This window comes from Chromohalobacter canadensis (assembly GCF_034479555.1).
GTDB lineage: Bacteria > Pseudomonadota > Gammaproteobacteria > Pseudomonadales > Halomonadaceae > Chromohalobacter > Chromohalobacter canadensis.
The window spans coordinates 3357093-3369960 of record NZ_CP140151.1; the positions used below are offsets into that span (position 1 = coordinate 3357093).

Genomic DNA, 12868 nt, shown 5'->3' on the forward strand with positions numbered 1-12868 from the left:
CTTGTCATGACGGATAGGCGGGTGTCAGCAGCGCCCGTGTCAGCATGCCGCCGACGAGGCCCCAGAACGCGGCGCCGACACCCAGTAGCGTCACCCCCGAGGCGGTGATGAGAAAGGTGACTAGCGCCGCGTCGCGGTGGGCCGCGTCGTGCAGGGCGTTATGCAGGCTACCGCCGATGGTGGTCAATAGCGCCAGCCCCGCGATGGCGAGAATCAAGGGGCCAGGCAGGGCGGCAAACAGCGTGCCGATAGAACCGCCGAAGAGTCCCGCCAGCAAGTAGAACGCCCCTGCGCAAGCGGCGGCCATGTAGCGCCGTTCGGGGTCGGGATGCGCCTCGGGTCCCATGCAGATGGCGGCGGTGATCGCCGCCAGGCAGATCGAGAAACCGCCCAATGGCGCCAATATTAGCGTCGCCAACCCCGTACAGGCGATCAACGGCGATACCGGTGGCGTATAGCCCGCCGCGCGCAAAGTCGCCACGCCCGGCGCGTTCTGAGACGCCATGCTGACCACGAATAGCGGAATACCCACGCCGATCAGTGATGACAGCGTAAAGCGTGGCGCGACCGGTTCGGGCATATCGATGGCCAGCGTGACCTGCGTCGTGTCGATGCCGCCTTGCAGTCCGGCGACGGCCAAACCCGCCAGCAGGACACCCAGTACCGCATAGCGGGGGCAATAGCGCCGCCCCAACAGATACGCGATGCACATGGCACCCACCAGGGTGAGGTTATCCTCGAGGGAAGCGAACGCCTCGAGCCCGAAACGTAGCAGCACCCCGCCCAGCATGGCAGCGGCAAGGGCATGCGGAATGCGTTCCATGAGCCGCGCGAATATCCCCGTTGCTCCACATATCACCATCAGCGCGCCCGAGAACAGGAACACGCCGATGGCCTCGGCGAGCGTATAGTCGCCAAGGCTCGTTGCCAGTAGCGCCGCGCCGGGAGTCGACCAGGCAGTCAGCACCGGCACGCGATAATAAAGCGACAGCCCCAACGAAGTGACGCCCATGCCCAGTCCCAACGTGCTCAGCCAGCCGCCGATCTGCGCAGGGCTGGCGCCGGCGGCCTCGGCCGCCTGAAAGACGATCACCGCTGAACTGGCGTAGCTCACCAGCACGGCTACGAATCCCGCCACGATTGCCGAGACGGAAAAATCGCGTAGGAAAAAAGGCTGACCCATGGTGGCTCCTTGCCCCGGCAGTCGGATGATTTTGGCGTGTTGTGCGTTATAACGCACGATAGCAGCGCCGACGATGACGTACAATTAATCTGCAGTGCATTAATCCACGGTGCAGTCATTCCAAGGACGGTTTTTCGGAGGTCAGGGACATGCAGGAACCGACACCGCACATCGCCGCGACACTCAAGACACTGCGCGCCGCGCAAGGTTGGAGCCTGGATCGGGCATCTCGCGCCACGGGCGTCAGCAAGGCGATGCTGGGGCAGATCGAACGTGGTGAGTCGAGTCCCACCGTGGCGACGTTATGGAAAATCTCAGGTGGATTCCGAGTGTCGTTCTCGCTTTTCTTCGAACAGGCTTCGGTCGAGGGCGGCCCCCCGAACAACGCCGCCACGGCGGTACTGGAAGACGCTGCTGCCGGCATGACGGTGACCCCGCTCTTCGCTTTCGACCCGGCCCTGCGCTTCGAGATGTTCTTGATCGAGCTGGCACCGGGCGCGTGTAGCGAGTCATCGCCCCACGAGCGTGGCGTGGTCGAGCACGTCGTGGTACTCGAAGGCGTGCTGGATTTGGGTCTCGATGGGACGTGGGACACGCTCGGCACTGGCGAGGCACGCCGTTTTGCCGCAGACCGCGAGCATGGCTATCGCAACCCTGGCGATCATGCGGTGCGCTTTCACGACATCATTCATTACCCGCAGGTTTAGCCTCGGGCCGGTATTTTTCCAGCAGCGCCCAGAGAATGGCGGCGCTGTGTGCATCCGGATAGCCGTCATGGCGTGTGGGGCGAAAGTGCATCTGAAACGCGCGTAAGGTGTCATGGGTGAGCGCGTCGAAGCGGCCGGTGACATCCACGGGATAACCGTACGCTACCAGTGCGCGCTGCCATTGGATGAGCGAGGGCGGCGATGTCATGAAGCGCCTCTGGTAGGCCATGACGCGCTCCGTCTCCGGCCAGGCTCCGATGCCCGCGCGATACAGGCGATACCAGGGAAAGCGCGGGCCGGGGTCGATCTTGCGCTGTGGTGCGATATCGGCGTGTCCCACGACATCCACTGGGTCGATGTCGTGGCGCTCGATTATATCGCGCGCCAGGGCAATGAGCGTGTCGATCTGTGCCGCGGGGTAGGGCGTCCAGGTACGTCCATGGGGCGTGTCGCGTGGCCCTCGGTTGACGATCTCGATGCCGATGGAGGTGTCATTGAGGTTCGAACGCGATCCCCAGGCGCTAGCCCCGGCATGCCAGGCGCGTCGCGATTCATCGACTAGTTGATAAACCCTCGGCGTTGCCTCGCGCGTCACCAAATAGTGTGAGCTTACGCGCGGTCCCGTCAGAGTGCGGAGCGAACGCCGTGCATTGCTGTCGGTGTAATGCAGTACCAAGTGGCGCACGCGACTGCTCTGTGCCGTGGACTGATAAGAATGATCGACTCGGTAGCCGTCACGCGACTCGGTTGTCGGTGTGCCGCTGCACGCCGTCAGCGTGAACAGGCAAATGACAATGAGGCAGGCCAGCGGAAGGCAAGGCGCGGGTAGCCGCCAGCGCGCTGGGTGCGAATGAAAGCATGGCGTCGGCATGGCGGCGTCTCCGGCGTTGACGTATTACAGTGCGGCATACCAGTGGGCGATCAATATGCCCAGGGTGAGCGTCAATGAGAAGCTCAGCATGGTGCCCAGCAAAACGTACTCGGTGAGCTTGCGGTCGCGATCCTCACGCAAATCGCCGAAACGCAATACCGATTTGGCGGCCAGTAAGAAGCCAATGGGCACGAGTTGATCGGCCAGCACGAAGGTTAGCACTAGAAACCGCTCGAGCATGCCGATCCGCGCGCCCGCATCGGCGAGCGTACCGCTGTTGTCCACGCCATGGCTCCAGCGCCGCATGATCAGGGCGATGAGAATCGAGAACGGCCGCATGACGATCAAATACGCCAAGGCCACCAGCAGGGTTCGAGGGTGCAATAGCCATGCAACGGCGTGGCCGAGCCAAGCGCCGTCACTGACCAGCCATGCCCAGATGATAACGAGCACGCTGACATGTAGGGCTTGGTCGATGACGAAGTAACGCACGTGTTCGGCCGGGGCGTGGCTCTTGAAAGCATCGATGACGAGATGCGTGACGGCGATGAAAGCCGCTCCCAACGAGGCGGTGGCAAGGGATTGAGAGCTGATGAATACCAGCCAAGTCAATGCGCCATGCACGCCGGCATGCAAGTAAAGAGCTCGGGAACGTTGGCGACGAGCGTTCTTGTCGCGAACCCAGGCAGCGCTCTGGAGTAGAAAGTCACCGGCCAGGTGCGCGATCAGCAACAGCAACAGCGTGGTCAAGGAAGAGCCAATCATCGTGAAGACTCCATGATGGCGGCAATACGTTGCTCGACATGCGCGAGATACTCCTCGATCAGCGGCCAACGTGCGGCGTGCAAGCGTTGGTGGATAGTCGATTGCGCACGCCCGAGGCGTTTGGCCAAGGCTTTCTGGGTTTCGGCATGCTGCAGTTGCCAGTACATTACTTCAGCGGCGTTATGGGTCCAGCCCTGGAGGGTGGCATCGGCGAAACGCGTTAACAGGGCCAGGGTGTCATCGGGTTCGGGCAATGACAGCGCAAAGCGCGTATCGCCCTCGCTCAAGGCATCCAAAGCCTGGCCGGAGCGCACGTAAACCTCGCCGTTGGCCGAGGCGAAACGCCCCGCTTCGGGTAAATGCCCCAGGCCGACGGCCACGGCGATGCGGGCATCCCAGGTCTCGCGCCGAGAAGGGGAGTGCCGTATCAACGCGGCACGGGTCAGCACGGCAGCCGTCATGGCTTGCGCGGGCGAGCGCAGGGCGACTTGAAAGCCATCGCCACGGTAGCGGTCCACGCATGCTCCGTATTGCGATTCGAGGAGCCCTAGTGCGTCCTCGAGCGCTTGATCGAGCCTCGTGTGGTCCTTGATGCGGCGTGACCCGACGATGTCGCCGGTCAATACGCCGAGCGGGGTTTTATCCATATTTTTTATCGCCTTTTAATACGATATATGGCAATAATAGTATAATAATTCGATAATTCTAGCAGATCGTAAAATAACTGGATTAGGTGCTAGGCGTGATATCTTTTAACTGTAATTATATACAGTATATTAGGCATGCCAACCCCGCAAGGTGCCACTGTGTGGTAGAGCGGGAGTTAGGGTCATGCTGTGCGTCGCCCTGGCGTTCATGGCCGGGCGCTATCAGTCCTGAGTATCGATCGCCTCGGCAGGGGGCTCGATAGCCTCGGTGGGGGACGAGAGCATGCGCGCCTGGGTGGTATTGCGGCCCTGGGCCTTGCAGGCATATAGGGCTTCATCGGCGCAGGCAATCATGTCGTCGATGTCTGCACCGACGCCGGGAGGGCTCGTCACGACCCCCACGCTGACGGTCACTACTTCGGCGGTGGGCGAGTACTCATGAGGGATCCCCATGGCCTGGATCATGCCACGCATGGCATCGGCCAAACGCCAGGCCTCTTGGCTTGGGGTGTCGATGAGCAAGACGAGAAACTCCTCGCCGCCCAAACGAACGACGATGTCTGTTTCACGACGGAAGGTATCGCGCAATACGCCCGAGATCTGCACCAGGCACTGATCGCCGGCCGGGTGGCCGTAATGATCGTTGTAAAGCTTGAAGTGATCGACGTCCATCATCAGCACCGACACCGTACAGTCGAGACGACGCGTCAGCGGTAGAGCAACATCGAGACGGTTTTCCAGCATGCGGCGATTGCCCAGTTTCGTGAGCGGATCGACCAGCGACTGTTCCAGCAACTGGGCATTGTGTATCTTGAGGTCTTCGACCAAGTGCTGGAATTGGCGTGCCAGCTCGCCGACTTCATCAGAGCGTTCGGTGAGATAGGTCGTCATCATGAGGTGGGTATTGTCACCCTCATGGAGTCGGCGAGCATGCTCCGAGAGACGCCGCATGGGGCTCAGTAAATCCCGGTCGATTCTCACCAGTACGCAACCCACCCCCAGCGGTATCAGGAGCGACAGCGCAATGGCCTGAATGAACCAAGGCCAGTGTGAAGCACCGATTCCCCAGCTCAGCAAGATGGTGGTCACACACGCCAGCACACTCAGGCGTACCCACTGCCTCTTGAAGGTAAGTGGTTGTTTTCCCTGCGTCGATATTATAGACATTAGTATCCATGCCGTTTTTTATGAAGCGGTCAGTCTAAACAGTCAATCGATGTAAATAAAGGTATCATATAAGTAAAGCAAAATTAATTTTCATGAGTTGATGTGGATCATTTTAAACAGACGTTTAATAAAAGCGTTATATCAACTATGACATTGAAGTTGCGTTTCACTTTTAAAGTATCGGTTCAATTTGTGGGGGAGGAAGGAGTGGAGTGGATACATGATAAGGCATGTCTGACATGCTCGGGTCCACTTGGCGTGAAGCATGGCGCATAAAAAAGCCCCGCTGCTGGTGAGCGGGGCGATAAAACGTCAGCTAGTCAAGAAAGAGCTCTTAGAAGTTGAGACCGAAGTTGGTCTGCACGCTGGTGTGCCAGCCATCATCGATCGGTGAGCCGAAGTAGTTGAGTGCGTTCTTGTTGGAAACGACACTGAACCAGGCATAGTAGGGCCCGGCCGTGACCTTCATACCCAGATCGTTGAGCATCGGATCATCGACGTTACCGTAACCGCCATTGACTGGCGAGTAATCGTCTGCCGGGCTGATATAGCTGAAGTCGTTGTAGAAGTAGAGGTTATCGATGTCACCCCAGTTGACGTTCATGCTGTAGCCTAGGCTGGCGGAATACATCTGGCCTTCGGCGGGGATCAGGTAGTTGAAGCCGAATGCACCAATTTGCATAACATCATCGGAGATACCGCTATTGGCAGGATTCTCGGCGTCGTATTCGTAAGCGGTGGCCTGCAGTTGCGTCAGCCAGGAGCCGTAGCTACCGTTCAAGCCCACGGCGGCCTGCCAGTTGCTGCCGCTGTCGTGAGTGTAATTGTTGTAGAGCTGACCGCCCTTGGCCGAGAAGTTGATCTCGGTGGTGTAGTCAGTGCCCTGGCCGAAGGTATAGGCGACACGGCCGGCGAGCTGGTTTTCTGCCGTATTACCTTGGCGTGTGGGGTTGCCATCCTCATCTACCGGAGTTTCGCCAATGGGGTTGGCACCGTAGTGCTCGTTGCCGTCACCCAACTGGTCGCTCTTGAAGAAGGCCAGCGAGGTATCCCAGGCGCCCTGGCTATGATCCCACTTGATACCGGCGTTCTGGTTGTCATTGAAGCCGGCGAGATACGGCAGGTTGCCATACCAACCCAGGTAGCCGTAATCCATGTTGCCGAACGGCGTCTGGACCAGGCCCACCTTGACGGTGTCGTTGTCGCTGGCCTGATAGCCCATCCAGCCCTTCTTGAGGAACTGGTAGCCATCGTAGAAGCGATATTCGAACGAATATAAGAAGTCGCCGTGCTGACCGTCGACGCCGAGGGTGAACTTGCCGAAGTTCATGTCGCCGCCAGTGTCCTTGTCGACCTGGTCCCAGTCGTTATAAACGCCTTTCATCTGAAGGGTACCGCTGAACTGCGAGTTCTGGATCGACTCGATCAGTGAGCGGTTTTCCTCGGCGAGGTCACGCGTCTGCGCGGTATCCTGGCCGCTGTCGGCAGTCGTGGTCGACTGCTGAGCGTCGAGTTGCTGCTCCATACGCTCGACTTGCGCGCGTAGAGCATCCAACTGGCGCTGCATGGCCTCGGTGTCTTGTTGTGCCAATGCCGGCGCAGCAAAAGCCAGTGTGCCGGTAACGCCCATGGCGAGGCCGGCTGCCTTGAATGATAGTTGTGCCACTTTTTTTCTCCGTTTCCTGCTTAGGGTCGTGAGTCGTCGGATGGGCTGGGTAGCCCTTGCGAACTGACGCCAGGGAAACGCTGAATCGCTTGCTCTAGATGAGCACACAACGCCATGCCATGCACGAAGACGCGCCCCAGAAAACGAGGGCGGTTCCCATGCTTCGCGAGCCATGCGTTGGATATGATTCAGGCGTTCCCTTGATTGCCTTTATTTTCGTTATGAGCAGCATCATACCTAAATCTTGCCGTTACATAAATAGGTGTTATGGAATGGCAGGGGATTCCCCGTATGAGCGCTTATGAAGGGCTCTAAAAGCATTTCGCAGGGGGGGGGGCAAACGATCGTGAGATGACGCTGAGCGCTCGATTGACGATAATGCCTCACCAACCCACGCCTGATGAACAGAAGGGCGAGTGTGGTGAGGAAGCAAGCAGACAACATGGACAAGGAGAACGAGATGCGCCAAGTATGGCTAATGGCGATTCTAGTAGGCGGTATCGGAGCAAGCGTGTCGGCGTGCAGTTACACGCCCGCGCGTATCGACCCCGAGCCCGTTGTTGAAGTCGGTGATGGACACCATGACCACGATGAGCGACATGAACATGGGCATGGCGGTGATTTCTGTCCGCCCGGACAAGCCAAGAAAGGCAACTGCTGAAGCGCGATGTATTGTGGGCGGCCATCTAAAGCTCGTTATAGCAGCTCCCGCGTGGTCGTTTCGTGGTGACCGTTTTCAGCATCATAAAAACGCCATGGTCGGTTATTCCGACCATGGCGTAAGATTCCGCGCTCCTTTGGCGTCTTCCTGACGCACCGGTGCTTTACCGGTTCCCGTGAGCCTCCTAGCTCAGCATGCTTCCTTAACGCGCTTAACGACAGTGTCCCTTGTCTGACGACCAATGGCCTGCTGAGCCATGCATCGCCACTGCCGCCTATGTGACAATGTCGCGTCACGGATGTGACGTTTTCATGGCTGCTTTTGATGGCCGCTTCTAATGGCCACTTCTAATGGCCACTTCTGTTAATATCCCGCACTTTTGATACAACACACTCAACGGGAACAAGGCAATGAATGCGGTTATTTTGGCCGTTCTGGTCATGGTGGGGCTCGCACTAGCGCGAGTATCGGTAGTGTTTGCGCTTATCGTGGGCGCTTTGGTGGGCGGCCTGGTCGGTGGTCTGGGGCTCGAGGACACGCTGGCTGCGTTCAACGATGGCGTGGGAGGCGGCGCCAAGGTGGCGCTAGCCTACGCAACGCTAGGTGCATTCGCGGTGGCGATTTCACGCTCAGGACTGCCCGACATGCTGGCGCAACGTCTGATTAGTCTGCTCGGGCACGAGGCATCACACAAACGCCAAAAGGCGGTGAAGTACATACTGCTGGGCGCGCTGCTATTAGTAGCGATTTCATCGCAAAACTTGATTCCCGTGCATATTGCCTTCATTCCTATCCTCATACCGCCATTGCTCAAGATCATGAATTCGCTGCGTCTTGACCGCCGCGCGGTGGCCTGCGTTTTGACGTTCGGTTTGACGGCGCCCTATATGTTGTTGCCGGTCGGGTTCGGAGCAATCTTTCTCAACGATATCCTGTTGGCCAATATCAACTCGGCGGGTGAAGCCGTGGGACTCGAAGTGACGCGTGGCATGGTGCCGCTCGCCATGGGAATTCCTGTTGCTGGCATGGCGCTAGGGCTTTTGGTAGCTGTTTTCTATTCTTATCGCAAGCCCCGTGATTATGAAACGCGCGATGTCGTGACCAGTAATGTCCCGCATCATTCCGGTGAGGTTAGTCTCCACACTCGTGGTTTGGTAATGGCTGTCGTGGCCATCGTCGCGGCCTTGTCTATTCAATTGTATAGCGGCTCGATGATCATGGGCGGTCTCGTCGGTTTTGCCCTATTGTCGCTGGGTGGCATCTTCAGATGGCGTGAAGCCGATGACCTCTTCACCAGCGGAATGCGCATGATGGCGCTTATTGGCTTCATCATGATTACGGCGGCGGGGTTTGCCTCGGTCATGCAAGCCACGGGTGAGATCGACACGCTGGTCGAAAACGCCTTTGCCATTATCGGCGATCATCAAGGCCTTGCCGCATTGATCATGCTGCTGGTCGGCCTGTTCATTACGCTGGGAATCGGCTCGTCGTTCTCGACGATTCCCATCATTGCCGCGATCTATGTCCCACTAGCCGTGCAATTCGGCTTCTCGCCCATGGCCACGGTGGCACTGGTAGGCACCGCCGCGGCGTTGGGGGATGCCGGCTCGCCGGCCTCCGACTCGACGTTGGGGCCGACTTCGGGACTCAACGTCGATCGCCAACACGACCACATCTGGGACTCGGTCGTCCCCACCTTTTTACATTACAACATCCCGCTCATCGTCTTCGGCTGGCTGGCGGCAATGTGGCTTTAAATGGGGGCATTGCTTTGAAAGTGAGACAGGCTAATGTCGATCTGCTTGCTTGAAAGCGAATTAACGGCAACTCGGAAAGGCGAAGGTTGCGATAGGTAAATAAAAAATAAGGTGGGGCTTGGCAATAAGCGAATAAATGGCGATAATATGGACACATCCCAACTGTCTAGAGGTAAAGAATGTCTCTGTTGAGCGAGTACATGAAAAAGGAACAGCTGCTAAAGCAACTCAGCGAAGAGTTGCAGCAGCTGGAACAGGACCAGCGCCTGACATCTGAGCTGGAATTCAAGGAAAAGCTCGAAACCTTGATGAAAGAGTACGACAAGACGCCTGCTGCCGTTATCGAGCTGCTTGATCCGCAGCCTGCTTCTCGTACTGCGTCGTCGTCTCAGGCGAGCACCGGCGGACGCCGCAAGCGTAAGCTGAAGATCTACAAGAACCCCAACACCGGTGAAGTGGTGGAAACGCGGGGTGGTAACCAGAAGACGCTCAAGGCGTGGAAAGACCAACACGGCAACGATACCGTCGAGTCTTGGTTGGTACGCGTCGAGGACTAAGCGTCCTTTGAGGACAAGCGCTTTCCAGCGAAAGTGGTTGAGTCCTCCTCAGGTACATTGTGCGGAAAAGGCTGATGCTCGAGCATCAGCCTTTTTTATTTGCCATGTACTGGGCTAATGAATCGTCAAAAGCGGCGTGCGAAAGCCACTTCGCCCAGCGAATGAGTATCGTGAGTTTCGCGGTTGATCGATGACCCTTGGCTAGCCCGTTTCAATAGACATCGGCTTGATAGCTTGGCTGGAGCGCAGCTCAACACAAGAGGCATAACGGAATGGCACAAAAGGCGCCACGGGCGTCTACGCTAGTTGATGAGGCCTCGGGTAAAAGGATGAAAGGCTTCTCATCAACAGCAGGAGGCCGTAAACATGGCAATGGGAGTTAGTAAGGCCAGGTTTGGCTAGGGCTTTTGTTGGTGCTGGCGATCCTCTCGCTGGGAGAGGCTTGGCTCACATTCGCCTTGGCATTGGCCGCGCTTGTCATGGCAGGCCTCGCCATCTGGCTGGCGCGGTGGCGCGAACGCAAGCAGCGTTTGAAGCGCCAAGCCTTGCGTAATGACCTGGTGACCGATCTGCCGGGGCGCGTACTCCTCGAACGACACCTGCAACGCTTCATGGACGATGCCTACGCCGTCTCGCTTTATTACCTGGCGTTCGACGCTTTGCGCCACCTGCGTGCCCAGTTCGGGGGCGAATGCGCCGACCTGGCGGCGCAGGGCATCGCCGAACGTCTGCGCGATACCTGCGGCGGCGTGTGTTATCCGGCGCGTCTCTCGGACGACGTCTTCGCGGTCACGGCCTCCGGCGCGCAAGATCCCCTGGCGATGGCTGCGCGTTATCAGGAAATGCTCCACGCGCCCATCGAGGTCCATGGTGTGCCGCACCGGCTCGAACTACGCATCGGGGGTGCCGTGTCGCCCGAGCATGGCAAGACGCCCACGGCGTTGTTGCAAGCCGCGCAGGATGCCGCCGACCAAGTACTGGCCAGCGCCGGGGCCGAGCCGCAGCTATTCAAGCTCGACCTGCTCAAGACATCCGAGCGTCGGCGTTTCCTGGCGGAGACGTTGGCCGATGCCCTGGAGCAGGAGTCCCCGTTCTTCGAACTGTACCTGCAACCCCAATACCGTCTCGCCAATCGGCAACTAGTGGGCGCCGAAGCCTTGATTCGTTGGCAGCACGACGCGTTCGGCACTATATCGCCCGGTGAATTCATTCCTGTGGCCGAAGCCAGCCACCAGATCGTGCCGCTGGACGAAAAAGTGTTCGACACCATGCTCGCTTGGTTGGCACGTCACGAACTGCCGCATACGCAGGGCCTGGTATGGGCGATCAATCTATCGATACGTCATTTCGACGACCATCGTTTCACCGACTGGCTACTGGAACGCTGCCAGCATTACGGCGTTCCCCCACAATGCATCGAGCTCGAGGTTACCGAGCACGTCGCCACGCAAGACCTTTCTCAAGTACGTCAAATCATGCGCACCTTGCGTCTGCACGGCTTTGGGCTGGTGCTGGATGATTTCGGCGCCGGCTATACCTCGTTGCGTTTCTTGAAGGAACTGCCGTTCACTAAGGTTAAGCTCGATAAAGTCTATATCGATGCCATCGCCGAGGATGAGCGCAGCCAATTGCTGGTCAAGGGCATCATCGATCTGGCGCGGGGGCTAGGGTTGACTGTCGTCGCCGAAGGGATAGAAACTCAGGAACAGATGGATGTCCTACGCGGGCTGGGTTGCCCCGTTGGTCAAGGCTATCTATTGGGACGGCCGCGGCCCGCCGAGTCCTTCCTGTGGCGGCTGTCACAGCGCCAAGACACGTTACCAGCGCGCTCCGCGCGCACGCGCTAGCTGCTGTACGCCAATTCAGTGAGTGCGGCGCATGGCGCATACAGCGCATAAAGAAACGTAGGGATTGAACTTCGCAGATTTGGCATCATCTATAATACTGGGCCGAGTCAACGCCAAGCGATTTAGACATCGCCTATTCAGAGCAACCGTTTTTCCGCGTTACCTATCTGTGTGACTCGTTGCCGTACGTCGAGCGTCTCCGGTATACCTGACCGAAGCCGTGTTATTACGCTTTTGAACCGCTACATCGTGATTTCAATATTTCCATGAAAAACAATCGTCAAGCCGCATCACGCCATATGGATGAGCGTGAAAAGCTCCGCAAGTTTCGTGAACTCGATGACGCCTTCGCCACGGCTCTCCAAGAGCTCGATGGCGGCGGCGCAAGCAATGAAGATGCCACGCCCCAAGAGCCGCCGTTCGAGGAACGCCTGCAGGCGCTGATGCAGGAATACAACCAATCCAGCCAAAGCGTCGCCACGCTGATGCGTACCATCGTCGAGATCGGTCACGCGTCACGCGAAGCGTAGTGACATATCGCTCGGGGCGCGCCACTGGCGCGCTGGGAAGGCACGACGAGAACACACGAGAAAGAGTTGACAGCGTCCCCACAAAGGTCCAAGCTTAGCGAAGTAGGTTAGCAAGTGGCATACCGTCAGTAGTAATCGATGTCTTCGAGAGCCTGGTGTATCGCTAATTTGTTTTACCCACTGCAACTCGGGTAAATACCCGGCAATTGAAAGCGCAATGCGTGTAAAGGATATCGAAAATGGCAACTGGTACAGTTAAGTGGTTCAACGACGCTAAAGGTTTCGGCTTTATTTCTCCGGACGACGGCGGCGATGACCTCTTTGCCCACTTCTCCGAAATTCAGGCTGAAGGCTTCAAGTCTCTGCAGGACGGTCAAAAGGTCTCTTTTGACGTCACTCAGGGCAAGAAAGGCCTTCAGGCGTCTAACATCAAGCCCGAGTAACTTCGCGTTTGATTCGAAGTTGCAAAGCTTCGCATAACAGGGCCCGCTTCGGCGGGCCCTGTTGCGT

At 58.0% G+C, this 12868-nt stretch carries 13 protein-coding genes; 6 read left to right on the forward strand and 7 right to left on the reverse strand.

Annotated features, from left to right (window positions below):
* Window positions 1–4: 4 nt before the first annotated feature.
* Complete coding sequence (locus tag SR908_RS15575; protein WP_246921073.1) at window positions 5–1183, reverse strand: benzoate/H(+) symporter BenE family transporter; 1179 nt, start codon at window positions 1181–1183, stop codon at window positions 5–7.
* 149 nt (window positions 1184–1332) lie between these two features.
* Between SR908_RS15575 and SR908_RS15580 the strand changes: the two genes are divergently transcribed.
* On the forward strand, window positions 1333–1890 hold the full coding sequence (locus tag SR908_RS15580) for a helix-turn-helix domain-containing protein (RefSeq protein ID WP_246921070.1): 558 nt from the start codon (window positions 1333–1335) through the stop codon (window positions 1888–1890).
* Here the strand turns inward: SR908_RS15580 and SR908_RS15585 are convergent.
* The 6 genes from SR908_RS15585 to SR908_RS15610 form a co-directional block, all read right to left on the reverse strand.
* Window positions 1868–2761, reverse strand: a complete 894-nt coding sequence (locus tag SR908_RS15585; RefSeq protein WP_246921068.1) for an N-acetylmuramoyl-L-alanine amidase — start codon at window positions 2759–2761, stop codon at window positions 1868–1870. The two genes, SR908_RS15580 and SR908_RS15585, sit on opposite strands and share 23 nt — an antisense overlap.
* A gap of 24 nt (window positions 2762–2785) precedes the next feature.
* A complete protein-coding gene (locus tag SR908_RS15590; protein ID WP_246921066.1) occupies window positions 2786–3526 on the reverse strand; it encodes a DUF3307 domain-containing protein in 741 nt (246 codons plus the stop codon).
* Window positions 3523–4173 carry a hypothetical protein gene (locus SR908_RS15595; protein ID WP_246921064.1) on the reverse strand — a complete coding sequence of 217 codons (651 nt, stop codon included), beginning with the start codon at window positions 4171–4173 and terminating at the stop codon, window positions 3523–3525. The genes SR908_RS15590 and SR908_RS15595 overlap by 4 nt, the downstream gene beginning before the upstream one ends.
* Window positions 4174–4395: 222 nt before the next feature.
* On the reverse strand, window positions 4396–5340 hold the full coding sequence (locus SR908_RS15600) for a GGDEF domain-containing protein (RefSeq protein ID WP_246921061.1): 945 nt from the start codon (window positions 5338–5340) through the stop codon (window positions 4396–4398).
* Window positions 5341–5674: 334 nt separating this feature from the next.
* On the reverse strand, window positions 5675–7006 hold the full coding sequence (locus SR908_RS15605; RefSeq protein ID WP_246921060.1) for a hypothetical protein: 1332 nt from the start codon (window positions 7004–7006) through the stop codon (window positions 5675–5677).
* A 487-nt stretch (window positions 7007–7493) separates the two neighbouring features.
* Window positions 7494–7619 (reverse strand): hypothetical protein, encoded by a 126-nt coding sequence (locus SR908_RS15610; RefSeq protein ID WP_322527368.1) that lies wholly within the window; start codon window positions 7617–7619, stop codon window positions 7494–7496.
* Window positions 7620–8077: 458 nt separating this feature from the next.
* Between SR908_RS15610 and SR908_RS15615 the strand changes: the two genes are divergently transcribed.
* From SR908_RS15615 to SR908_RS15635, 5 genes are all read left to right on the forward strand, one after another.
* The gene (locus SR908_RS15615) at window positions 8078–9424 is read left to right on the forward strand and encodes a Na+/H+ antiporter family protein (protein ID WP_246921058.1); all 1347 of its coding nucleotides are present in this window, start codon (window positions 8078–8080) and stop codon (window positions 9422–9424) included.
* A gap of 179 nt (window positions 9425–9603) precedes the next feature.
* Window positions 9604–9981, forward strand: a complete 378-nt coding sequence (locus tag SR908_RS15620) for a histone-like nucleoid-structuring protein, MvaT/MvaU family (RefSeq protein ID WP_246921056.1) — start codon at window positions 9604–9606, stop codon at window positions 9979–9981.
* A gap of 413 nt (window positions 9982–10394) precedes the next feature.
* Entirely contained in the window at window positions 10395–11828 is a 1434-nt protein-coding gene (locus tag SR908_RS15625) for a putative bifunctional diguanylate cyclase/phosphodiesterase (protein WP_246921054.1), read from the forward strand.
* Window positions 11829–12094: 266 nt separating this feature from the next.
* A complete protein-coding gene (locus tag SR908_RS15630; RefSeq protein ID WP_246921051.1) occupies window positions 12095–12358 on the forward strand; it encodes a hypothetical protein in 264 nt (87 codons plus the stop codon).
* Between the two features lie 239 nt (window positions 12359–12597).
* The gene (locus tag SR908_RS15635; RefSeq protein WP_040243594.1) at window positions 12598–12801 is read left to right on the forward strand and encodes a cold-shock protein; all 204 of its coding nucleotides are present in this window, start codon (window positions 12598–12600) and stop codon (window positions 12799–12801) included.
* Window positions 12802–12868 lie beyond the last annotated feature (67 nt).

Coding starts and splice junctions, on each gene's coding strand:
- SR908_RS15600 (WP_246921061.1), bottom strand. CDS start 5,340: ATGTCTATAATATCGACGCAGGGAAAACAACCACTTACCTTCAAGAGG.
- SR908_RS15575 (WP_246921073.1), bottom strand. CDS start 1,183: ATGGGTCAGCCTTTTTTCCTACGCGATTTTTCCGTCTCGGCAATCGTG.
- SR908_RS15620 (WP_246921056.1), top strand. CDS start 9,604: ATGTCTCTGTTGAGCGAGTACATGAAAAAGGAACAGCTGCTAAAGCAA.
- SR908_RS15615 (WP_246921058.1), top strand. CDS start 8,078: ATGAATGCGGTTATTTTGGCCGTTCTGGTCATGGTGGGGCTCGCACTA.
- SR908_RS15585 (WP_246921068.1), bottom strand. CDS start 2,761: ATGCCGACGCCATGCTTTCATTCGCACCCAGCGCGCTGGCGGCTACCC.
- SR908_RS15630 (WP_246921051.1), top strand. CDS start 12,095: ATGAAAAACAATCGTCAAGCCGCATCACGCCATATGGATGAGCGTGAA.
- SR908_RS15635 (WP_040243594.1), top strand. CDS start 12,598: ATGGCAACTGGTACAGTTAAGTGGTTCAACGACGCTAAAGGTTTCGGC.
- SR908_RS15590 (WP_246921066.1), bottom strand. CDS start 3,526: ATGATTGGCTCTTCCTTGACCACGCTGTTGCTGTTGCTGATCGCGCAC.
- SR908_RS15610 (WP_322527368.1), bottom strand. CDS start 7,619: ATGCCCATGTTCATGTCGCTCATCGTGGTCATGGTGTCCATCACCGAC.
- SR908_RS15595 (WP_246921064.1), bottom strand. CDS start 4,173: ATGGATAAAACCCCGCTCGGCGTATTGACCGGCGACATCGTCGGGTCA.
- SR908_RS15580 (WP_246921070.1), top strand. CDS start 1,333: ATGCAGGAACCGACACCGCACATCGCCGCGACACTCAAGACACTGCGC.